General features: G+C 71.1%; 21 protein-coding genes. 3 read left to right on the forward strand and 18 right to left on the reverse strand.

The genetic code is table 11. The features are described from left to right. Nucleotides 1-83: 83 nt before the first annotated feature. The 10 genes from nusB to ITJ48_RS01860 all read right to left on the reverse strand — a co-directional run bounded on the left by nusB (nt 84) and on the right by ITJ48_RS01860 (nt 10,046). Nucleotides 84-494 carry a transcription antitermination factor NusB gene (gene nusB / locus ITJ48_RS01815; RefSeq protein WP_194612173.1) on the reverse strand — a complete coding sequence of 137 codons (411 nt, stop codon included), beginning with the start codon at nt 492-494 and terminating at the stop codon, nt 84-86. 18 nt (nt 495-512) lie between these two features. Next, nucleotides 513-1,076, reverse strand: coding sequence for an elongation factor P (efp, locus tag ITJ48_RS01820; protein ID WP_123545904.1), 564 nt, complete (start codon nt 1,074-1,076; stop codon nt 513-515). 80 nt (nt 1,077-1,156) lie between these two features. After that, entirely contained in the window at nt 1,157-2,248 is a 1,092-nt protein-coding gene (aroB, locus tag ITJ48_RS01825) for a 3-dehydroquinate synthase (protein ID WP_194612174.1), read from the reverse strand. Further along, nucleotides 2,245-2,844 carry a shikimate kinase gene (locus tag ITJ48_RS01830; protein ID WP_370544731.1) on the reverse strand — a complete coding sequence of 200 codons (600 nt, stop codon included), beginning with the start codon at nt 2,842-2,844 and terminating at the stop codon, nt 2,245-2,247. Before ITJ48_RS01830 ends, aroB begins: the two co-directional genes overlap by 4 nt. Next, complete coding sequence (gene mltG, locus ITJ48_RS01835) at nt 2,841-4,088, reverse strand: endolytic transglycosylase MltG (protein WP_194612175.1); 1,248 nt, start codon at nt 4,086-4,088, stop codon at nt 2,841-2,843. The genes ITJ48_RS01830 and mltG overlap by 4 nt, the downstream gene beginning before the upstream one ends. Before the next feature lie 3 nt (nt 4,089-4,091). Then, nucleotides 4,092-4,601 carry a Holliday junction resolvase RuvX gene (ruvX, locus tag ITJ48_RS01840; RefSeq protein ID WP_194612176.1) on the reverse strand — a complete coding sequence of 170 codons (510 nt, stop codon included), beginning with the start codon at nt 4,599-4,601 and terminating at the stop codon, nt 4,092-4,094. Nucleotides 4,602-4,608: 7 nt separating this feature from the next. Then, a complete protein-coding gene (gene alaS / locus ITJ48_RS01845; protein WP_194612177.1) occupies nt 4,609-7,281 on the reverse strand; it encodes an alanine--tRNA ligase in 2,673 nt (890 codons plus the stop codon). A gap of 66 nt (nt 7,282-7,347) precedes the next feature. Then, on the reverse strand, nt 7,348-7,584 hold the full coding sequence (locus ITJ48_RS01850; protein WP_194612178.1) for a hypothetical protein: 237 nt from the start codon (nt 7,582-7,584) through the stop codon (nt 7,348-7,350). 166 nt (nt 7,585-7,750) lie between these two features. Beyond that, nucleotides 7,751-8,380 carry a 30S ribosomal protein S4 gene (gene rpsD / locus ITJ48_RS01855; RefSeq protein WP_146900693.1) on the reverse strand — a complete coding sequence of 210 codons (630 nt, stop codon included), beginning with the start codon at nt 8,378-8,380 and terminating at the stop codon, nt 7,751-7,753. Nucleotides 8,381-8,636: 256 nt separating this feature from the next. Then, entirely contained in the window at nt 8,637-10,046 is a 1,410-nt protein-coding gene (locus ITJ48_RS01860) for a replication-associated recombination protein A (RefSeq protein ID WP_123545918.1), read from the reverse strand. Between the two features lie 83 nt (nt 10,047-10,129). Between ITJ48_RS01860 and ITJ48_RS01865 the strand changes: the two genes are divergently transcribed. From ITJ48_RS01865 to ITJ48_RS01875, 3 genes are all read left to right on the forward strand, one after another. Then, nucleotides 10,130-10,915: a peptidylprolyl isomerase gene (locus tag ITJ48_RS01865; protein ID WP_370544732.1), complete on the forward strand. Its 786-nt coding sequence runs from the start codon at nt 10,130-10,132 to the stop codon at nt 10,913-10,915. An 84-nt stretch (nt 10,916-10,999) separates the two neighbouring features. Continuing rightward, on the forward strand, nt 11,000-12,238 hold the full coding sequence (locus tag ITJ48_RS01870) for a DUF349 domain-containing protein (RefSeq protein ID WP_123545922.1): 1,239 nt from the start codon (nt 11,000-11,002) through the stop codon (nt 12,236-12,238). 93 nt (nt 12,239-12,331) lie between these two features. After that, the gene (locus ITJ48_RS01875) at nt 12,332-12,886 is read left to right on the forward strand and encodes a type IV toxin-antitoxin system AbiEi family antitoxin (RefSeq protein ID WP_194612181.1); all 555 of its coding nucleotides are present in this window, start codon (nt 12,332-12,334) and stop codon (nt 12,884-12,886) included. Nucleotides 12,887-12,913: 27 nt separating this feature from the next. On the opposite strand, the gene ITJ48_RS01880 is transcribed toward ITJ48_RS01875, so the two are convergent. The 8 genes from ITJ48_RS01880 to ruvC all read right to left on the reverse strand — a co-directional run bounded on the left by ITJ48_RS01880 (nt 12,914) and on the right by ruvC (nt 21,250). Then, the gene (locus ITJ48_RS01880) at nt 12,914-15,196 is read right to left on the reverse strand and encodes a bifunctional (p)ppGpp synthetase/guanosine-3',5'-bis(diphosphate) 3'-pyrophosphohydrolase (RefSeq protein ID WP_370544733.1); all 2,283 of its coding nucleotides are present in this window, start codon (nt 15,194-15,196) and stop codon (nt 12,914-12,916) included. A 96-nt stretch (nt 15,197-15,292) separates the two neighbouring features. Then, nucleotides 15,293-15,658 carry a rhodanese-like domain-containing protein gene (locus ITJ48_RS01885; RefSeq protein WP_370544734.1) on the reverse strand — a complete coding sequence of 122 codons (366 nt, stop codon included), beginning with the start codon at nt 15,656-15,658 and terminating at the stop codon, nt 15,293-15,295. After that, nucleotides 15,655-16,668 (reverse strand): protein translocase subunit SecF, encoded by a 1,014-nt coding sequence (secF, locus tag ITJ48_RS01890; RefSeq protein WP_192041714.1) that lies wholly within the window; start codon nt 16,666-16,668, stop codon nt 15,655-15,657. The genes ITJ48_RS01885 and secF overlap by 4 nt, the downstream gene beginning before the upstream one ends. Then, on the reverse strand, nt 16,668-18,431 hold the full coding sequence (gene secD, locus ITJ48_RS01895; protein WP_194612182.1) for a protein translocase subunit SecD: 1,764 nt from the start codon (nt 18,429-18,431) through the stop codon (nt 16,668-16,670). Before secD ends, secF begins: the two co-directional genes overlap by 1 nt. Nucleotides 18,432-18,524: 93 nt before the next feature. After that, nucleotides 18,525-18,959 carry a preprotein translocase subunit YajC gene (yajC, locus tag ITJ48_RS01900; protein ID WP_192041716.1) on the reverse strand — a complete coding sequence of 145 codons (435 nt, stop codon included), beginning with the start codon at nt 18,957-18,959 and terminating at the stop codon, nt 18,525-18,527. A gap of 82 nt (nt 18,960-19,041) precedes the next feature. After that, nucleotides 19,042-20,067 carry a Holliday junction branch migration DNA helicase RuvB gene (gene ruvB, locus ITJ48_RS01905; protein WP_194612183.1) on the reverse strand — a complete coding sequence of 342 codons (1,026 nt, stop codon included), beginning with the start codon at nt 20,065-20,067 and terminating at the stop codon, nt 19,042-19,044. Then, nucleotides 20,064-20,678 (reverse strand): Holliday junction branch migration protein RuvA, encoded by a 615-nt coding sequence (ruvA, locus tag ITJ48_RS01910; protein WP_194612184.1) that lies wholly within the window; start codon nt 20,676-20,678, stop codon nt 20,064-20,066. Before ruvA ends, ruvB begins: the two co-directional genes overlap by 4 nt. After that, nucleotides 20,675-21,250, reverse strand: a complete 576-nt coding sequence (gene ruvC, locus ITJ48_RS01915) for a crossover junction endodeoxyribonuclease RuvC (protein WP_123545937.1) — start codon at nt 21,248-21,250, stop codon at nt 20,675-20,677. Before ruvC ends, ruvA begins: the two co-directional genes overlap by 4 nt. Between the last annotated feature and the right edge of the window lie 9 nt (nt 21,251-21,259).

The raw sequence follows: 21,259 nt of genomic DNA on the forward strand, positions 1-21,259 counted from the left end.
CTCGGGACGGAACTTAAAGGACGTCGGTGGTGGTGGTGCCGGCTCGGTCGCCCCGTCGAGGGTGCCCGTCGCCGGCACCGAGCCTAGCTGCTCGTGGCGATGCGCCCGAGCAGCCCGTTCACGAAGGGAGCCGAGTCGTCGGTGCTGAGCGACTGGGCCAGCTCGACCGCCTCGCTGATCGCGACGTGGTCGGGGACCTCGTCGTTGTGCAGCAGCTCGAAGACGCCGATCCGGAGGATGCCCCGGTCGAGCGTCGGCATGCGGGCCATCGTCCAGCCCTGGGCGTACGTCTCGATCAGCTCGTCGATCTCGGCCTGGTGGTCGATGACGCCCTGGACGAGGTCGCGGGCGTAGCCCCAGCTGGAGTTCCGCTCGGGCTCCTGACGGGCCCGCGCCGTCTCGGCGGCCAGGGCGTCGGTCATGCTGATCTGGCGGATGTCGGCGACGTACAGGACGTCGAGGGCGCGCTTGCGCGCCTTGGTGCGTGCGCTCACTGTGCGGGTGGCCGCCGACTACTCGTTGACGCGGCCGAGGTAGCCGCCGTCGCGCGTGTCGACCTTGACCTTGGTGCCGGTCTCGAGGAACAGCGGGACCTGGATCTCGTAGCCGGTCTCGACGGTGGCCGCCTTCGTGCCACCGGTGGAGCGGTCGCCCTGCAGGCCGGGCTCGGTGTAGGTGACCTCGAGGACGACGGAGGCGGGCAGCTCGATGTAGAGCGGGTTGCCGTCGTGCAGCGCCATCTGGACGTTCTGGTTCTCGAGCATGAAGTTCTTCGCGTCGCCGACGATGGTGGCGGGCACGTTGATCTGGTCGTAGTCCGTGGTGTCCATGAAGACGTAGCCGTCGGCCTCGGCGTAGAGGTACGTGTACTCGCGACGGTCGACGTTGGCGAACTCGATCTTGGTGCCGGCGTTGAAGGTCTTGTCGACGACCTTGCCCGAGCGCACGTTCTTCATCTTGGTGCGGACGAAGGCGCCGCCCTTGCCCGGCTTCACGTGCTGGAACTCGATCACGTTCCAGAGCTGGCCGTCCAGGTCGAGGACGGCGCCGTTCTTGATGTCGTTGGTGGTCGCCATGCGTGCGAGGTCCGATCGGGAGTGAGGTGGGTGGGGCCGGATCTGGCCGGGTTCGAGTGTAGCGGACGGGCCGAGAGCCCTCAGGAGCCGATCTCCTGGTACGCCGCGAAGAGCAGGCTCGCGTCGGGGCCGGTGACGACCGTCGGCTTGCCGATGTCGTCGAGGACGATGAACCGGAGCATGCCCGCACGGGCCTTCTTGTCGCGCTGCATCGTGGCGAGCAGCGTGTTCCAGCGGCCGAGCGGGTAGCTCGTCGGCAGGGTCAGCGACTCGAGGATGCGCCGGTGGCGATCGACGGCGTCGTCCGACAGCCGCCCGGTCAGCCGGCCGAGCTCGGCGGCGAAGACCATCCCGACCGACACCGCGGCCCCGTGCCGCCACTGGTAGCGCTCGGCGTGCTCGACGGCGTGGCCGAGCGTGTGCCCGTAGTTGAGGATCTCGCGGAGGCCCTGCTCGGTGAAGTCCTGGCCGACGACCCGTGCCTTGAGGGCGATCGACAGCTCGACGACCCGCCGGAACTCGGGGGTCGTCGGGTCGACGGCACGGTCGACGTCGGCCTCGACGATGTCGAGGATCTCGGGCTCGGCGATGAAGCCGACCTTCACGACCTCGGCGAAGCCCGCGAGGATCTCGTTGCGGCTCAGCGTGTCGAGCATGTCGAGGTCGGCCACCACGGCCGTCGGGGCCCAGAAGGCGCCCACGAGGTTCTTGCCCTCGGCGGTGTTGATGCCGGTCTTGCCGCCGACGCTCGCGTCCACCATGCCGAGCACCGTCGTCGGCACCTGGACGAGCTGCACGCCCCGGAGCCAGGTCGCGGCCACGAACCCCGCGAGATCGGTCACGGCTCCCCCGCCGAGGCCGATCACCGCGTCGGTGCGGGTGAAGTCGGCCTGGCCGAGCACCTGCCAGCAGAAGGCGGCCACCTCGACGCGCTTGGCGTCCTCCGAGTCGGGGACCTCGGCGATGAGGGCCTCGAGACCGACCTCGACCAGCGCGTCGCGGAGCTCGTTCGCCTTGCGCCCGAGCGTCGGCGCGTGCACGATCAGGACCTTCTTCGTCTGCGGGCCGAGCAGCGCGGGGATGCGGGAGCGGACCCCGTGGCCGACGAGGACGTCGTAGGGGGCCTCGCCCTCGACGCGGATGGTGGTGACGTCGGTCGTCTCGTCGGTCATGCGTCGTCTTCCTGTCGGTGGTGCGGGAGGTCGGGTGAGCCGGCAGCGGCTGCGGCGGTCGCGGCGGCGAGCCAGGCGACCACGTCGTCGACGACATGGGAGACGGGCCGCCTCGAGGTGTCGACGACCACGTCGGCCAGGCTGCGGTAGACGGGCTCGCGCTCGAGCGCGATGGCCCGCCAGGCGTCCATGCCGCCCTGGGCGAGCAGGGGGCGGCTCGACCCCGCGAGCCGGTCCGCCACCGCCTCGGGCGTCACCGTGAGGAGGACCACGGAGGCGCCGCGGAGGCGCTCCCGGGTGAGCGGGTCGAGCACCGCGCCTCCTCCGAGCGAGACCACGCCGGTCGACGCCAGCGCCTCGGCGACGACCTCGCGCTCCAGCTCCCGGAAGCGCGGCTCGCCGTCGCGGGCGAAGATCTCGGCCACGGGGCCGTGGCGCTGCACGAGCAGGCGGTCGGTGTCGAGGAACCCCACGCCGAGGCGCCGGGAGAGCTTCTTGCCGATGCTGGACTTGCCCGCCCCCATCGGGCCGATCATCGCCACCGGGCGGTCGAGCGGGGCCGTGCCCGCGGCGTGCGTGTCGGTCGAGGGGGTCACTGGTACTCGGGGTGCTCCCGCATCCACGCCTGCCACACCTTCACGGCGGCTTCGTGCTCGGCCAGCGTCGTCGAGAACGTCGTCTCGCCGGTGTCGAGGTTGGTGGTCACGAAGTACAGCCACGTGCCGTCCGCCGGCGCGATCGCCGCGTTGATGGCGAGGTCGCCCGGGTTGGAGATGGGCCCGACCGGCAGGCCGAGGTGCTGGTACGTGTTGTACGGGTTCGACTCGTCGCCGCGCTCCTCGTCGGTCGTCGTGACCCGGTGGGTGTTGCCGGTGCCGTACGCGACGGTCGCGTCGGACTGCAGGAGCATGCCGTCGTCGAGGCGGTTCTGGAAGACCCGGGCGACCTTGGGGTAGTCGTCCGCGAGGCCGGCCTCGCGCTGGATCAGCGAGGCGAAGACGATGACGTGCTGCTGGTCGGCCGGTGCGACGCCGGCGTCGACGAGACGCTTCTTCGTCGTGTCGACGAGGAGCTGCAGGTAGCCGTGCGCGTCGAGCCCGGGATCGAGTTCGTACGTCGCGGGGAACAGCCAGCCCTCGAGGGACGTGGCCTCGGCAGGGAGGCCGAAGGAGGCCACGTCGGCCGCCGCGGCCTGGACGTCGGCCTCGGGGATCTCGGTCGCCGACGAGATGAGGCTGTAGACGTCGACGGCGGCCGTGCCCTCGGGGATCACGAGCTTGTCGGTCACCCGGTTGGCGCTGTCCTGCAGGGCGGTGACCGCCGACGTCGCGCTCATCTCCTGCTGCAGCGTGTACGTGCCGGGCTGGAAGGTGAGGGTGGTGTCGGCGACGAGCATCGCGTAGACCGACTCGAAGCTGGCCGTCACGCCGCTGTCGAAGAGGTTGGTGGCGATGTCGGAGCCGTTCTCGCCGCTCGTGATCGCGAACGAGACCTCGGTCCCGTTGCCGGTGCCCGGGTAGTCCTCGGGCGCGTCGTTCCCGCCGAGCTTCGCGACGAGGGGCGCGACCGCGCCCCACGCGGCGACGACGCCCGCGGTGCCGCCGCCCACGACGACGAGGGCGATGACGAGGAGGACCACGCCGCCCTTGCGGCTGCGACGGGGCCGGTGGCCCTCGTCGTCCCGGGCGGCACGGCGCTCAGTGCGTCGGGGTGCCTTCTCCTGCTCGCGGGTCGCCCGGCGAGTGGTCGGGGCGGCAGCGGGAGGACGACCGGCGTCGTCCTTCGGCTCGGTGGGGGGCTGGGAGGAGAAGATGTCGTCCCAGTTCGGATCGTCGGCCACGCGTCATCGTCTTTCGTCGGTGTCGGGTCGGTCTCCGGCGCCGTCGTCGACGACCGGGGCGCTCACGAGCTGACCGGGCGGGAGACCGCTCGACCGCTCGAGCTCGAGCGCGTGCTGGACGATGATAACAGCGGCGACTTGATCGATGACGGATCGTTGTCTCTTGCCCTTGCGCCCCGACGCCCGGAGTGCAGTCTGTGCGCTCACCGTCGACAGTCGTTCGTCCACCAGGCGCACGGGCACGGGACACCGGGCCGCGATGGCGGCCGCGAAGTCGCGGGCGTCGCCGGTGGACGCAGTGTCACCTCCCGACAGCGAGAGCGGGAGGCCGACCAGCACCTCCACGGCGTCGAGCTCCGACACGTGGCCGAGGATGGCGTCGACGTCAGCCGACCCCGACGTCGCCCGTGGCACCGTCTCGACGGGCGTCGCGATCATGCCCGACGGATCGGTGCGGGCGACGCCGATGCGGGCCTTCCCCACGTCGACGCCGAGACGAACGCCCGTCCTCACGCGGCGCTCAGGACCGCAGCGCGGCGACGATGCCCGTGAGCGCCGTCCCGATCGCGGTGACGTCGGACCCGCCGCCCTGCGCCAGGTCGTCCTTGCCGCCGCCGCCGCCGCCGAGGATCCCGGCGGCCGTGCGGGCGAGCTGGCCCGCCTTGACGCCGGCCGAGCGGGCGGGCGCAGTCGTCGCGACGATCACGGCGGGCTTGCCCGCTACGTCGGCGGCGAGAGCCACCACCGAGGCCGAGTCGCTGCCGAGGCGCTCACGGACGGACAGGACGAGCGAGCGCAGCTCGTCGGTGCTCTTGACCGTGCCGACCGACTCGGCGACGACGGTGAGCGAGCCCACCGGCGCGGCCTGCTCGACGAGGGCCGGGACGCGCAACGACAGCTGCGCCGACTCGAACTCGGCGATCTTCTTCTCGGCCGCGCGCAGGCTGGACACGAGGTCGCCGATCCGCTCCGGGAGCTGCTCGCGCGGCGTGCGCAGCGACGACGTCAGCTGCGACACGATGGCGCGTTCCGCGGCGAAGTCGCGGAAGGCGTCGAGGCCGACGAGCGACTCGACCCGACGGTTCGTCGAGCCGACCGAGGTCTCGCTGACGAGGTTGATCAGGCCGATCTGAGCGCTCGTGGCGACGTGGGTGCCGGCGCAGAGCTCGCGCGACCACGGGCCGCCGATGTCGACCATCCGCACGGTCTCGCCGTACTTCTCGCCGAAGAGGGCCATCGCTCCCATCGAGCGGGCCTCGTCGAGGGGCAGCACGCGGGTGGTGACCGCGAGGTCCTCGCGGACGGCCGCGTTCGCGACCTCCTCGACCTCGCTGCGAGTGGCCGGGCTGAGCGCCTGGCTCCAGTTGAAGTCGAGGCGGAGGTAGCCGGCCTTGTTGTACGAGCCGGCCTGGTGCGCCTCCGGGCCCAGCACCTCCCGGAGCGCGGCGTGCACGAGGTGCGTCGCCGAGTGCGCCTGCGTCGCGCCGCGGCGGTAGGCAGGGTCGACGACGCTGGTGGCGGCGTCGCCGACGCCGACCTCGCCCGAGCGCACCTGGACGCGGTGGCTGACCAGGCCCTTCACCGGCTTCTGGACGTCGAGGACCTCGAGGTCGAAGCCCGTGCCGACGATGCTGCCGGCGTCGGCGTCCTGGCCGCCCGACTCGGCGTACAGCGACGTCTCGGCGAGGATCACCTCGGCGATGTCGCCCGCGACGGCGCGGTCGACGCTGGCGCCGTCGACGATGAGGCCGAGCACGCGCGTCTCGGTGTCGAGCACGTCGTACCCGGTGAACACGGTCTCGCCCTGCGCGCGGAAGGCGCTGTAGACGCTCAGGTCGGCGAGGGCCACCTTGCGCGACTTGGCGTCGGCTTTGGCGCGGGCGCGCTGCTCGCTCATCAGCCGGTCGAACGCCTCGCGGTCGACCGTGAGGCCGCTCTCCTCGGCGATCTCGAGGGTGAGGTCGATCGGGAACCCGAAGGTGTCGTGCAGCAGGAAGGCCGTGTCGCCGGCCAGGCGAGGCGCGGTGCCGGCGCCTGCCTTGTCCTTGGTGTCCTCGACGGCGATGTCGAGGATGCTCGTGCCGGCCGCCAGGGTGCGGAGGAACGTCTCCTCCTCGGCGAAGGCGAGGCCCGAGATCCTCTCCCAGTCGCGCTCGACCTCGGGGTAAGCCGACTTCATCGCGTCGCGGGAGGCCGCGAACAGGACGGGGAAGGTGGTGCCCTCGACGCCCAGGAGGCGCATCGAGCGGACCGAGCGTCGCAGCAGGCGGCGCAGGATGTACCCGCGGCCCTCGTTCGACGGCCGGACGCCGTCGCTCATGAGCATCAGGGCGCTGCGCACGTGGTCGGCGATGACGCGCATCCGCACGTCGTCGTCGTGGACGGCGCCGTAGCGGCGCCCGGACAGCTCGGACGCGGCGTCGAGCACGGGACGGACCTGGTCGATCTCGTACATGTTGTCGACGCCCTGCTTGAGGAACGCGACCCGCTCGAGGCCCATGCCGGTGTCGATGTTCTTGTTCGGCAGCTCGCGGACGATGTCGAAGTCGACCTTCGACCGGACGTTCTCGATCTGGTACTGCATGAACACGAGGTTCCAGATCTCGACGTAGCGGTCGTCGTCCGTGGCGGGGCCTCCGTCCGCGCCGTAGGCCGGGCCGCGGTCGAAGAAGATCTCGGAGCACGGGCCCGCGGGGCCGGGCTGGCCGGTGTGCCAGTAGTTGGTGTCCTTGCCGAGGCGCTGGATGCGCTCGTCGGGGAGGCCCGCCACCTTCTTCCAGAGGGCGATCGCCTCGTCGTCCTCCTCGTAGACGGTGACCCAGAGGTCGTCGGGCGAGAAGGCGAGGCCGCCGTCGGCCTCGCTCGAGGTCAGCAGCTCCCAGGCGTAGCCGATGGCCTCCTCCTTGAAGTAGTCGCCGAACGAGAAGTTGCCGTTCATCTGGAAGAACGTGCCGTGCCGGGGGGTCTTGCCGACCTCCTCGATGTCGTTGGTGCGGATGCACTTCTGCACGCTCGTCGCCCGCGCGTACGGGGTCGGCACGAGACCGGTCAGGTACGGGATGAACGGCACCATGCCGGCCACGGTGAAGAGCAGCGACGGGTCGTCGCTGACCAGCGAGGCGGACGGGACGACTGTGTGCCCGCGCTCCCCGAAGTAGTCGAGCCAACGGCGGCGGATCTCGGCGGTCTGCATGGTTCTCCTGAGGGAGGGGTCGGTCGGTGGGGCTGCGGACGAGGAGGCGCCGGGCGCCTCGCGCGGTCAGCTCGCGCTGGTGGTGCCGGCCGGCCCTGCGGAGGGCTCGGCGTCGTCGATCGGGTCGGTGGCCCGCAGCTCGGCGTCACGGGAGCGGTACCCGTCGACCACAGCGGCGCGGAAGTGGTCGAGTCCGCCGTCGAGCTCGCCGAAGAACCGGCGGCCGCGCGGGGTCGAGTTGAGGAGGTGCGCCCCGACGAGGCCGAGCGCGACTCCGACGGACAGCAGGACCAGGTTCTTCACGGGTGCTCCTCACGACGTGTCCCGTGACGAGCACACGAGACGACACGTCAGCCTACTTCGTCGCCGTCGTCCGTCGGGAACGGCGGAGGGAGGAGCCTCGCCGGGAACGACGGAGGGAGCGCCCCACGTGACGTGGAGCGCTCCCTCCGGAGCGGTGCGGGTGGTGCTAGCGGGCTGCGTAGTACTCGACGACCAGCTGGACCTCGCAGGTCACGGGGACCTCGGCGCGCTTCGGGCGACGCACGAGGCGGGCCTGCAGCTTGTCGATCTCGACCTCGAGGTAGCCCGGGGTCTTGGGCAGCAGGTCGACGTGACCGCCGGCCGCGGCGACCTGGAAGGGCTCGGTCGTCTCGCTCTTGGCCTTGACGTGGATCATCTGGCCGGGCTTGACGCGGAACGAGGGACGGTCGACGAGCTTGCCGTCGACGAGGATGTGACGGTGCACGACCATCTGGCGAGCCTGCGCCGTGGTGCGGGCGAAGCCGGCACGCAGGACGAGGGCGTCGAGACGGGTCTCGAGCAGCTCGACCAGGTTCTCACCGGTCAGGCCCGAGGCCTTGCGGGCCTCGTTGAAGACGATCTTGAGCTGGGCCTCGCGGATGCCGTACTGGGCACGCAGACGCTGCTTCTCACGGAGACGGACGGCGTAGTCGCTGTCGGTCTTGCGCTTGGTGCGGCCGTGCTCGCCGGGAGCGTAGGGACGCTTCTCGAGGTAGCGGGCGGCCTTCGGGGTGAGGGCGATGCCGAGAGCACGCGAGAGACGCGTCTTGCTCCGGGTGCGGGACTTGGTGGACATGCGTGTTCCTATCGAGATCTTGTCGGTGGAGGTGTTCCGCCAGCCAGGCGCGTGAGCGCCGACGGGCCTAACAAGAGGGATGATCGCCGCGGCGGAGACCGGCTACAGGTCGGACCGCCTTGGTCGGGTCGTCATCAGCAGCCGCGCGTCGACGCCCGAGTGCAGGCAACCCCCCGAGCATACAGGAGCACGGTCTGTCGGGCGACCCCGACCTGGGCGCGTGTCGTCGGCAGGCCGACGGCCTCAGGGACCGGCATCAGCCGCCGCGGGTGATCCGACGCAGCTTCTCGAGCCGGGCGGCGACGTCACGCTCGTTGCCGTTGGCCGTCGGGTCGTAGTACGTGCGACCGACGAGCTCGTCGGGCAGGTACTGCTGCTCGACGACCCCGAACTCGGAGTCGTGCGAGTACTTGTAGCCCTTGCCGTGGCCGAGGCGCTTCGCACCCGGGTAGTGCGCGTCGCGGAGGTGCTTCGGCACCGGGCCGGCCGCGCCGGCGCGGACGTCGGCGATCGCGGCGTCGAGGGCGCTGTACGACCGGTTCGACTTCGGTGCGGTGGCCAGGTAGACGACGGCCTCGGCCATCGGGATCCGCCCCTCCGGCATGCCGATCATCTGCACGGCGGTGGCCGCCGAGACGGCCACCGTGAGGGCGTTCGGGTCGGCCATGCCGATGTCCTCGCCGGCGGACACGATGATGCGACGGCAGATGAAGCGGGGATCCTCGCCGGCCTCGATCATCCGAGCGAGGTAGTGCAGCGCGGCGTCGACGTCGGACCCGCGGACCGACTTGATGAACGCGCTGATGACGTCGTAGTGCTCGTCGCCGTTGCGGTCGTAGCGGAGGAGCGCGCGGTCGACCGACTGGGCGACCGTCTCGGCCGTGATCACGGGCCGGTCGTCGGCGTCGTCCGGGTCGTCGTACTCGGCGTCGGGGTCGTAGTCGGCGTCCGCGTCGGCGGACGGGTCGTCCGGCCGGGCTCCGCGGGCCTCCTCGGCGGTCGCGGCGGCGGAGTGGGCCGAGGCCTCGAGCGCGGTCAGCGCCCGACGGGCGTCGCCGGACGCGAGGCGGACGATCGTCGCCAGCGCCTCGTCGTCCAGCACGACCCGGTCGGCCAGGCCGCGGGGGTCGACGACCGCCCGACGGACGAGGTCGCCGAGGTCGTCGTCGCTCAGCTGCTCGAGCGTGAGCAGCAGCGACCGGGAGAGCAACGGCGTGATGACGGAGAACGACGGGTTCTCGGTCGTCGCCGCGATGAGGATCACCCAGCCGTTCTCGACGCCCGGCAACAGCGCGTCTTGCTGGGCCTTCGTGAAGCGGTGGATCTCGTCGAGGAACAGGACCGTCGTCGTGCCGTAGAGGTCGCGGTTCGTCAGCGCCTTCTCCATGACCTGCCGGACGTCCTTCACGCCGGCCGTCACGGCCGAGAGCTCGATGAACTGCCGCCCCGACGTGTGGGCGATCGCCTGCGCGAGGGTGGTCTTGCCGGTGCCGGGCGGGCCCCAGAGGATGACGGAGACGGCGCCCTGCTCGCCGGTGGTGTCGCTCGCCAGGGTGACGAGCGGGGAGCCGGGCCGGAGGAGGTGTCGCTGACCGGCGACCTCGTCGAGGCTGGTGGGGCGCATGCGGACCGCGAGGGGGGTCGAGCTCTGCGGGAGAGGGCTCATGGGGACCCATGGTAGACCGGGCCGCCGACACCGACCGGCGGCTCGGATACAGTCGTGCGGGACATCACCGGCATGGAGGACACGTGGCACCGAGCAGGAACCAGGACCGTGAGGCACGCGACCGGCTGAGGGCGTACACGGCCCGCCAGCGGGTCCACGAGACGCAGGTGCGCCGCCGCCGCCGGGACGACCTCCTCGCCGCCGTCGGCGTCGTGGTCGTGGTCGGCCTCGCGGTCGTGACCCAGGTCGTGTGGGACACGGACGGCAGCGCCGACGAGGCCACCGCCTCCGCCAGCCCCTCCCCCTCGGAGACGGCGTCGGCGACCGGGGACGTCCCGAGCGCCGACATCGCCGAGGGACGCACCTGGACGGGGCAGCTCGACCTCAACGACGACGTCCAGCTCGGCGTCGAGCTCGACGGGGCCACGGCGCCCCAGGCCGCCTCGGTGATCATCGACCTCGCGCAGCAGGGCTTCTACACCGACACGACCTGCCACCGGATGAGCGACGCGGAGACGGCGAAGTTCCTCCAGTGCGGCTCGGCGAACGGGGACGGCACGGGCGACGCGGGCTTCACCTTCGGGCCCCTCGAGAACGTGCCGGCCGACGGCCTCTACCCGACCGGCACCATCGCCATGGCGCGCGGCGCCGAGCCGGACTCGCAGTCGACCCAGTTCTTCATCACCTACGGGGACACCTACCTCGACGCGTCGACGGGCGGCTACACCGTCGTCGGCCGGGTGACGAGCGGCCTCGACCAGCTCACGGCGAACGTCACGGACGCGGGCCTGACCCCGTCGACCGCCGAGGTCCCGAACGACGGCGCCCCGGTCGTGCCGACCACGATCACGTCCCTGACGCTGGAGTAGGCGGGCGTCCCTGCTCGTGCAATAGGCTGGGCACCCATCGCCGGGGCCCGTCCTGGGCTCCGCGACGAGCACCTCCAGCAAGGGATGACAGTGGCTACTGACGATCAGGCACCCTGGGGCCGCGTCGACGACGACGGAACCGTCTACGTGCGCGAGGGCGACGGCGAGCGGGCTGTGGGGCAGTACCCCGACGCCACGCCCGCCGAGGCCCTCGCCTACTACGAGCGCAAGTACACCGAGCTGAACGGGCAGGTCACCCTGCTCGAGCAGCGGGTCAAGCGGGGCGCCTCGGCGTCGGACGTGACCAAGACGGTGGCGCACCTGAAGCAGCTGCTCGTCGAGCCGAGCGCCGTCGGCGACGTCGCCGCGCTCCGCACCCGCGTCGACGCCCTCGACAGCACGGTGGGCGAGCTGACCGAGAAGCAGAGCGCCGAGGCGCAGGAGGCGCTGGTCGAGGCCGTCGCCTACCGCACCTCCCTGGTCGCGGAGGCCGAGGCCCTCGCCGCGCAGGACCCCGCCCGCGTCCAGTGGAAGCAGGTCACCGCCTCCGTCGACGACATCTTCGCCCGCTGGCAGAAGCACCAGACCGAGGGCCCCCGGATCCCCAAGGGCGAGGGCAACGACCTCTGGAAGCGCTTCCGCGCGGCCCGGTCGACCATCGACCAGCACCGCAAGGCGTTCTACGCCGACCTCGACGCGACGCACCGCGAGGCACGCCAGCGCAAGCAGGCGCTCGTCGAGTCGGCCGACGCCCTCGCGAGCAAGGGCGCCGACGGCATCCCCGAGTACCGGCGTCTGCTCGACGACTGGAAGCGCGCCGGTCGTGCGGGCAAGAAGTACGACGACGCGCTCTGGGCCCGCTTCAAGCGCGCCGGTGACGTGCTCTACGCCGCCAAGGGCGAGATCGTCGCACAGGACGACGCCGAGTACGCGGACAACCTCACGGCGAAGCTCGCCCTGCTCGACGACGCGGAGAAGATCCTCACGAACGACGACCGCGTGTCGGCACGGGAGGCACTCACCACGATCCAGCTGCGCTGGGACGAGATCGGCCGGGTGCCGCGCGACCAGGTGCGACCCGTCGAGGACAGGCTGCGCAAGGTCGAGTCGCACGTCCGCCAGCTCGACGAGACGCACTGGGAGAAGAACAACCCCGAGCGCAAGGCGCGGTCCGAAGGGCTCGCGAGCCAGCTGCAGGACGCGATCACCAAGCTCGAGGACGAGCTCGCCGCGGCCGAGGCCGGCGGCGACGCCCGCAAGGTGAAGGAGGCGCGCGAGGCCCTCGACGCCCGTCGCGTCTGGCTGGACGCCCTCGGGTCCTGACCCGCACCTCCCCGGGGTCCTGACTGCCCGCCGTTCTCCACAGGAGGCGGCGGGCGGTTCGTCGTCCTGGGCCTCGACGGCCATGCTGGGGCGGTGTCCCCCACCCTGCCGAGACTCCTGACCGCTCGTGACCTGCCCGAGGTCGAGCTGCAGGCGGCGGCGCTCGACGGCGAGGTCTGCCGGGTGGCCGACAGCTGGGCGTCGATCGCCGACCCCGACGACCCGTGGCGGCGGGCGGAGGCGCTGGCCGACCGCCTCGGCACGGTGGTCGTGGCGGCACGCGGCACGGCCGCCTGGATCTGGGGCGCGCGCGCCGCTGCCCCTCGCCGGCTGGAGGCGGTGGTGCCGTCGTGGGCACGTCACCGCGACGACCTGGCCGACGTCACGGTGGGCGAGGTCCTGATCGACGACGACGAGATCGCGCAGGTCGGGCGCGTCCGGGTGACGACCCCGACCCGCACCGTCCTCGACCTGCTCCGGGCCGACGAGTGGTCGGCCGACGCGGAGCGCCTCGTGCGCACCCTGCTCGTCGAGCACCACGTCGATCCGCGGCGGGTGGCCGGCCTGGTGCGACGACACGGTCGGCTTCCGGGCCGACGGCGGGCGGCGACCCGGCTGCGGACGCTCGTGGACCCCCTGGTCGTCTGATCCCCGCCGTCAGGCGGCCGCCCCGGCTCAGCCGGCGCTCACCCGATAGACGTCGTAGACGGCGTCGATCCGACGCACGGCGTTGAGCACACGGTCGAGGTGCGTCGTGTCGCCCATCTCGAAGACGAACCGGCTGATCGCCAGGCGCTCGTCCGAGGTGGACACGTTGGCCGAGAGGATGTTGACGTGGTGCTCGGACAGCACCCGCGTGACGTCGGACAGCAGGCCCGCGCGGTCGAGGGCCTCGATCTGGATCTGGACCAGGAAGACGCTCTTCGACGACGGCGCCCACTCGACCTCGATCATCCGCTCGGGCTCCTGCATGAGGCCCTGCACGTTGTGGCAGGTGGCCTGGTGCACGCTGACGCCCTGCCCGCGCGTCACGAACCCGACGACCTGGTCGCCGGGGACGGGCGTGCAGCACTTCGCGAGCTTGACGAGGATGTCGGGCGCACCACGGACGAGGACGCCCGAGTCGCTGTTGCGGAGGGGACGCGACACGCCCTTGCTCGGGAACTCGTACTCCCCCTCGACCTCTGTCTGCTGCTGGACCGAGGCGAGCACCTTCTCGATGACCGACTGGGTCGACAGGTGGCCCTCGCCGACGGCGGCGTAGAGGCTCGAGACGTCGTCGTAGCGCAGCTGGGACGCGACCTCGGTGATGCTGTCCTGGTTCATCAGCTTCTGCAGCGGCAGGTTCTGCTTGCGCATCGCGCGGGCGATCGCGTCCTTGCCCTGCTCGATCGCCTCGTCGCGGCGTTCCTTCGTGAACCACTGCCGGATCTTGTTCCGGGCACGCGGGCTCTTGACGAAGCCGAGCCAGTCCTGGCTCGGACCGGAGTCGGGGTTCTTCGAGGTGAAGACCTCGACGACGTCGCCGCTGTTGAGCACGCTCTCGAGCGGGATGAGGCGGCCGTTGACCTTGGCGCCCATCGTGCGGTGCCCGACCTCGGTGTGCACGGCGTAGGCGAAGTCGACGGGCGTCGCTCCCGACGGGAGGCCGATGACCTTGCCCTGGGGCGTGAAGACGTAGACCTCCTTCGCGCCGATCTCGAAGCGGAGGCTGTCGAGGAACTCCCCCGGGTCGGCCGTCTCGGCCTGCCAGTCGGAGATGTGCGCCAGCCACGCCATGTCGGTCTCGGTGCGGGCCCCGGTGGCCGTGTCGTCACGACCGCCGTTCATCCTCTGCTTGTACTTCCAGTGGGCCGCGACGCCGAACTCGGCCCGCTGGTGCATCTCGTGCGTGCGGATCTGGATCTCGACCGGTCGCCCCTTGGGGCCGATGACCGTCGTGTGGAGGGACTGGTAGAGGTTGAACTTCGGGGTCGCGATGTAGTCCTTGAAGCGACCGGGGATCGGGTTCCAGCGAGCGTGGATGGACCCGAGCACGGCGTAGCAGTCGCGCAGCGACGTGACGAGCACGCGGATGCCGACGAGGTCGTAGATCTCGTCGAACTCGCGCCCCCGCACGATCATCTTCTGGTAGATCGAGTAGTACTGCTTCGGCCGACCGACGACCTCGCCGCGGATCTTCGTCGACTTGAGGTCGGACTTGACCGCGTTGATGACGTTCTGGACGAACTGCTCCCGCTGCGGGGTGCGCTGCTTGACCAGGTTGTCGATCTCGACGTAGAGCTTCGGGTGGAGGACGGCGAAGCTCAGGTCCTCCAGCTCCCACTTGATGGCCTGGATGCCCAGCCGGTGAGCCAGGGGGGCGTAGATCTCGAGCGTCTCGGTCGCCTTGCGCGTCGCCGACGACGACTCGACGAAGCCCCACGTGCGCGCGTTGTGCAGCCGGTCGGCGAGCTTGATGACGAGCACCCTGATGTCCTTCGACATCGCGACGACCATCTTGCGCACGGTCTCGGCCTGGGCGCTGTCGCCGTACTTCAGCTTGTCGAGCTTCGTCACCCCGTCGACGAGCATGGCGATCTCGTCGCCGAAGTCGCGCTGCAGCATGTCGAGCGTGTAGTCGGTGTCCTCCACGGTGTCGTGGAGCAGGGCGGCGGCGATCGTCTTCGAGCCGATGCCGAGGTCGGCGAGGATCTGCGCGACGGCCACCGGGTGCGTGATGTAGGGCTCGCCGCTCTTGCGGAGTTGGCCACGGTGCGCCTTCTCGGCGACCGTGTAGGCCCGCTCGATGACGACGAGGTCGGCCTTCGGGTGGTGCATCCGGACCGTCTTGACGAGACGGTCGACGGCACCGGCGGGCTGGCTGCGGGAGAAGAGCCTCGGCAGCAGGGTGCGGAGCGACGCCGTGCCGCCCTGCTCGGGAGTGGGGGGTGTCTCCCTCGTGGTGATCTCGGTCACGACCGCGCCTCCTCGTCGTCGCTCGTGCACGGTGACGCGCCTCCGGGAACGGGCGTCGGGTCGTGCACGAGTCGGGACAACGCTACTCGCTCCCGGTCAGTCGACCGTCGGGCGGGCGTCGCCTTCGCTGACGACGTCGCCGTCCGCGTCTCGCCAGGCGAGCATGCCGCCCTCGACGTTCACGGCCCGCAGGCCGGCACGGCGGAGCGCCGCGGTGGCCCGCATCGAGCGCATGCCCGAGTGGCAGACGACGAGCACGTCGCGGTCCGAGGGGACCTCGTCGACCCGCTCTGCCAGCTCGGAGAGCGGGAGGAGCACGGCCCGCGAGGCGTGGCCCTCGTCCCACTCCGACTGCTCGCGCACGTCGAGGAGGTAGGCGCCGTCGCCGACCAGGTCCACCGCCTCCTGCGCGGTCACCTCGGGCATCGAGGAGGCGGGGCCACCGCCCAGGGGCGCGCTCACGACGCGATCACCGAGGCTGCTGCGGCGTCGGCGTCACGCGCACGATCGGCGCGCTTGCGGTCGTCGCGCTTCTTGATGTCGGGCTCGCCGATCCGGAGCGTCGCGTAGAGCGGGGACGCGATGAAGATCGTCGAGTAGGTGCCCACCAGGATGCCGATGAAGAGGGCGAGCGAGATGTCCCGGAGCGTGCCGGCGCCGAGGACGAAGGCGCCGATGAAGAGGATCGCGGCGACGGGCAGCAGGGCGACGACCGAGGTGTTGATCGACCGGACCAGCGTCTGGTTGATCGCGAGGTTGATCGACTGGCCGAAGGTGCGCCGGGAGCCCTCGCCGTCTTCTGCCGTGTTCTCGCGGATCTTGTCGAAGACCACGACGGTGTCGTAGAGGGAGTAGCCGAGGATCGTGAGGAAGCCGATGACCGCGGCGGGCGTGACCTCGAAGCCCACGATGCCGTAGATGCCGGCGGTGAGCACGAGGTCGTGCAGCAGCGCCGTCATGGCGGCGAGCGACATCTTCCAGGTGCGGAAGTAGAGCGTCATGCCGATGGCCGCGAGGATCAGGAAGATCACGAGGCCCTTGATGGCCTGCCCCGTGATGTCGGCTCCCCAGGAGGCGCCGATGAACGAGGAGGTGACGCGCTCGGCGGGGACGTCGTAGGCCGTGGCCAGGGCGTCGGCCACGTCGTTGGTCTGCGTCGCCTCGAGCTGCGAGGTCTGCACGCGGATGGTGTCGCTGCCGACCTGCGTGACCCGGGGGTTCGAGCCCGGGGCGACGTCGTCGACCGTTCGGGTGGCGACGTCCTGGTCGAGCTCGGCGGGCTGGGCCACCTGGAACTCGGAGCCGCCCGTGAACTCGATGCCGAAGTGGTAGCCGCCCCGGAGGAACGGCACCGTCGCGCAGATGACGATGACCACCGCGGCGATGATGTACCACGTGCGCCGGCGGCCCACGATGTCGTACGAACGAGCCCCCGTGTAGAGGTCGTTGCCGAACTTGGAGAAGCTGGCCATCAGCTGTCCTTCCCTTCACCGCGTGCAGAGTCGTCGACTCGGGTGCTCGTGCTCTCTGCCGCCTTGCGTTCGGCGATGGTCTGGCGCTTCGCGGCCTCGCGGCCACCCGCGCCCTTGCGTGCCCCGGCGGCGGGAACGGGGGTGCGGAACTGTGCCCTGCCTCGGTAGACCGCGCCGAGCGCCTTCGGGTTGAGCCCGCTGAACGAGTGGCCCTCGCCGAAGAACCGCGTGCGAGCGATCAGCTGCAGCATCGGGTGCGTGAAGAGGGCGACGACGATCAGGTCGATCACCGTCGTGATGCCGAGCGTCAGGGCGAAGCCCTTCACGTTGCCCACCGCGAGGATGAACAGGGTGATGGCGGCGAGGAAGTTCACGGTGTCGGAGGCGACGATCGTGCGGATCGCGCGCTTCCAGCCGGACTCGACCGCGCTCTCGAGGATGCGGCCGTCGCGCAGCTCGTCGCGGATGCGCTCGAAGTAGACGATGAACGAGTCGGCCGTGATGCCGATCGCCACGATCAAGCCCGTCACGCCCGCCAGGGAGAGGCGGTAGCCCTCGCGCCAGGACAGGATCGCGATGACGAGGTACGTGAGCAGCGCGGCGATCATCAGCGACAGGACGGTGACGAAGGCGAGCGCGCGGTACTGGATCAGCGAGTAGATGACCACGAGGATCAGGCCGATCAGGCCCGCGATCAGGCCGCTGACCAGCTGGGTCTGGCCCAGGGTCGCGGTGATGTTCTCGTTGCTCTGCACGGAGAAGCTGATCGGCAGGGCGCCGAACTTGAGCTGGTCGGCCAGGGTCTTCGAGGTGTCCTGCGTGAAGGAGCCCGTGATCTGGGCCTTGCCGTCGGTGATGGCGGCGTTCGCGGACGGAGCCGTGATCACCTGGTTGTCGAGCGTCACCGCGAACTGGTTCTGCGGGGCCTGCAGGGCCACCAGCCGCGAGGTGACGTCGCTGAACCGGTCGGTGCCCTGACGATCGAACTCGAGGTTGACGGCCCAGGTGTTCGTCGAGTTGCCCTGCGAGTCGGTGGCGAGGCCGTTGGTGGCGTCGCTGATGTCGCTGCCCTGCACCTCGACCGGGCCGAGGATGAACTTGGCGGTGCCGTCGGTCGAGCAGGTGACGAGCGGCTCGTCGTCGCGAGCGGTCGACAGGTCGTTGTCGGCGGCGCACTGGTAGTTCGTGTACTCGTCGGCGAGCTGCTCCGTGATCCAGTTCAGGTCGGAGGCGTTCGTCGGCGAGGCCGTCGGGGTCGAGTTGAGGTCGGGGTTGGGCGTGTAGGGCGTCGCCGACGGGCTCGCCGTGGCGTCGGCGTCGCCGCCCACCGCGGCGTTGCTCACGGCCTCCGTGTAGAGCACGGGGCGGAAGGTCAGCTTGGCCGAGGCCTCGATGCGCTCGAGCGTCTCGTTGTCGGGCCGGCCGGGGATCGACACGACGATGTTCTGCGCGCCCTGGCGGGTGATCTCCGACTCGGAGACGCCAGCGCTGTCGATGCGCTGGCGGATGATCGTCACGGCCTGGTCGAGCTGCTGGCTGGACACGGACTGGCCGTTGTCGAGCTGTGCGGCGAGGGTGATCTGCGTGCCGCCCTGCAGGTCGAGCGCCAGCTCGGGGACCCAGCTCGCACCGTCCCACCAGCCGTCACGCCCCGAGTCGTTGAGGGCGGTGGCGGTGCCGTTCAGCGCGGCGAGGCCGGCGATGATGACGAGCAACCACGTCAGGGAACGAATTGCCTTCTTGACCGGCGTCGAACGTGCCACGGAGGTTCTGCTTTCTCATGGGAGCGCGCGCCCCGAGGGGCGCGCGCCGTCGTCTGGGCCGGGGCTCACGAGTGGGCCCCGGCTGTCGGCGGGTCAGGCCTTGTTCGGCTTGTCCGTGTCGGTGGTGGAGTCGAGCCGCGTCTCGTCGACCCGCTCGCCGTAGGCGGGCGACGTGCGGTCGGCGGTCGTGCTGTCGTCGACGATCAGGTCGTCGGCCGGGCGGGCGTCGAGCTCGTCGGCGTCGGAGACCACGGCGTCGTCGGCGACGACGGGCTCGACGACGCGGCCCAGGGTCTGGCGGTGCACGCGCAGGACGGTGCCGGGCGAGACCTCGACCTCGGCGATGTTGGCCTCGTCGTCGATCGAGACGAGCGTGCCGTAGACGCCGAAGCTCAGCATCACCTCGACGCCGGGGACCATCTTCGACTGCAGCGTCGCCTGCTGGGCGTCGCGCTTGCGCTTGTTGCGGAACATGAAGAAGACGAGGACCACCAGGAGGAGGACCATGATGATTGTTGTGGCGTCCATGAGGAACTGCCTTTCGAAGCTCGTGGGGATGGGCGGCGCGGGCGGTGGTGAGGGTGCCTCGCGCCGACAGGCCTAGCCGCGATCATAGTTCATCGCCGAACAGCGCCCCTGACGGATGCGGCAGCCCGAAGTGCCGCCAGGCCTCCTGCGTCGCCACGCGGCCCCGGGGGGTGCGGATCAGCAGGCCGATGCGGACGAGGAACGGCTCGACGACGGACTCGATCGTGTCCGCCTCTTCTCCCACCGACACGGCGAGCGTGCCGAGCCCGACGGGGCCGCCGCCGAACCTCCTGAGCACGGTCGACAGCACCTCGCGGTCGAGCCGGTCGAGGCCGAGGTCGTCGACGTCGTAGAGAGCCAGGGCGTCCCGCACCGTCGCCAGGTCGGCGTCGCGTCCGTGGACCAGCGAGTAGTCGCGCACGCGACGGAGCAGACGGTTCGCGATGCGCGGCGTGCCGCGGCACCGACCGGCGATCTCGGCCAGGGCGTCGCCGTCGACGGGGATGCCGAGCAGGGAGGCGGCCCGGCGGAGCACCTCGGTGAGCTCGGCGGCGTCGTAGAACTCGAGGTTGGCCGTGAAGCCGAACCGGTCGCGCAGGGGGTTCGGCAGCATGCCGCTGCGCGTGGTGGCGCCGACGAGCGTGAACGGAGACAGCTCGAGCGGGATGCTGGTCGCCCCCGCGCCCTTGCCGACCATGATGTCGATCCGGTAGTCCTCCATGGCGAGGTACAACATCTCTTCTGCCGAGCGCGCCATGCGGTGGATCTCGTCGATGAAGAGCACCTCGCCGGGGACCAGGGCCGAGAGCACGGCGGCGAGGTCGCCCGCGTGCTGGATGGCCGGCCCGGACGACATCCGGAGCGGCCGCCCGCTCTCGTGCGCCACGATCATCGCGAGGGTGGTCTTGCCGAGCCCGGGAGGACCCGCCATGAGGATGTGGTCGGGGGTCCGCCCCTGCATCGACGCCGCCTTGAGCAGCAGCTCGAGCTGCCCGCGCACCTTCTTCTGGCCGACGAACTCGTCGAGCGAGGTGGGGCGGAGCGCGCCCTCGAAGGCGAGCTCGGCCTCGGACTCGACGACGGGCCGTGTGAGGTCGGCGTCGGTCACGCGCGCGCGCCCAGCGACTTCTGCGGGCCGAGGTGGCCGAGGGCGGCACGGAGGAGCGAGGGCACGGAGACGGCGACGTCGGGTCCGCGGTCGGCGACGACCGAGTCGACGGCGGCCTGCGCCTCCCTCTCGGACCAGCCCAGCCCGACGAGGGCCGTGAGGACGTCGGCCGAGGTCGAGGAGGCGGCGGTCACGGTGGGTGCGGCGGCCCGGACGTCGAGCTTGCCCGCCAACGAGAGGACGATGAGCTTCGCGGTCTTGGGCCCGATGCCGGACACGCGCCGGAAGGGCGCGTCGTCGTCGTCGGCGACGGCGTGCGCGACCTGCGACGGGCTGAGCGTGGCGAGCACGCCCTGGGCCGACTTCGGGCCGACGCCCGTGACGCTCCGCAGCAGGTCGAACACCTCGATTTCCTCGAGGGCGGCGAAGCCGAAGAGGGACAGGTCGTCTTCGCGGACGATCAGCGTCGTGAACAGCTGGAGCGTCGTGCCGACCGTGGCCGTGAGGGCGAGCTGAGGCGTCACGCCGACCCGGAGGCCCACTCCCCCGACCTCGACGACGACGCTGGTTCCGGAGGCGGACAGCACGGTGCCGCGGACGCTCGAGATCATCTGCCCAGCCTAGGAGTCCGCGCCGACTTCTCCGCCTCGCGCCACGCCTTCTGCGCGGCCGTGAGACCGCCGCCGGCCGGTGCCGAGGGGAGGCCGCCACGACGCCACGCGTGGCAGATCGCCAGCGCCAGGGCATCGGCGGCGTCGGCGGGCTTCGGGGCCTCGGCGAGGCCGAGCAGGCGGGCGACCATTGCGCCCACCTGGGCCTTGTCCGCCGAGCCGTAGCCGGTCACGGCCGCCTTGACCTCGGACGGCGTGTGCATGGCCACGGGGACGGACCGCTCGGCGGCGGCGCGGAGCGCCAGGCCGCTCACCTGGGCGGTGCCCATCACGGTCGACAGGTTGTTCTGCGCGAAGACGCGCTCGATGGCCATCGCGTCGGGACGGTGCTCGTCGACGAGCTGTTCGATGCCGCGCCCGATCGTGAGGAGGCGCTGCTCGAGCGGCATGTCGGCCGGCGACCGGATGACGGTCACCGCCACGAGGGTGGCCCGGCGGGTCGCGTCGACCTCGACGACGCCGACCCCGCAGCGGGTCAGGCCGGGGTCGATGCCGAGCACCCGCAGGGTCACCTCGGCGGC

The organism is Frigoribacterium sp. VKM Ac-2530, from assembly GCF_015350835.1.
Lineage (GTDB): Bacteria > Actinomycetota > Actinomycetes > Actinomycetales > Microbacteriaceae > Frigoribacterium.

Excerpts from the sequence above, each read along its gene's own strand:
- efp (WP_123545904.1), bottom strand. The coding sequence starts at position 1,076 with ATGGCGACCACCAACGACATCAAGAACGGCGCCGTCCTCGACCTGGAC.
- aroB (WP_194612174.1), bottom strand. The coding sequence starts at position 2,248 with ATGACCGACGAGACGACCGACGTCACCACCATCCGCGTCGAGGGCGAG.
- alaS (WP_194612177.1), bottom strand. The coding sequence starts at position 7,281 with ATGCAGACCGCCGAGATCCGCCGCCGTTGGCTCGACTACTTCGGGGAG.
- rpsD (WP_146900693.1), bottom strand. The coding sequence starts at position 8,380 with ATGTCCACCAAGTCCCGCACCCGGAGCAAGACGCGTCTCTCGCGTGCT.
- ITJ48_RS01860 (WP_123545918.1), bottom strand. The coding sequence starts at position 10,046 with ATGAGCCCTCTCCCGCAGAGCTCGACCCCCCTCGCGGTCCGCATGCGC.
- ITJ48_RS01870 (WP_123545922.1), top strand. The coding sequence starts at position 11,000 with ATGACAGTGGCTACTGACGATCAGGCACCCTGGGGCCGCGTCGACGAC.
- secF (WP_192041714.1), bottom strand. The coding sequence starts at position 16,668 with ATGGCCAGCTTCTCCAAGTTCGGCAACGACCTCTACACGGGGGCTCGT.
- yajC (WP_192041716.1), bottom strand. The coding sequence starts at position 18,959 with ATGGACGCCACAACAATCATCATGGTCCTCCTCCTGGTGGTCCTCGTC.
- ruvA (WP_194612184.1), bottom strand. The coding sequence starts at position 20,678 with ATGATCTCGAGCGTCCGCGGCACCGTGCTGTCCGCCTCCGGAACCAGC.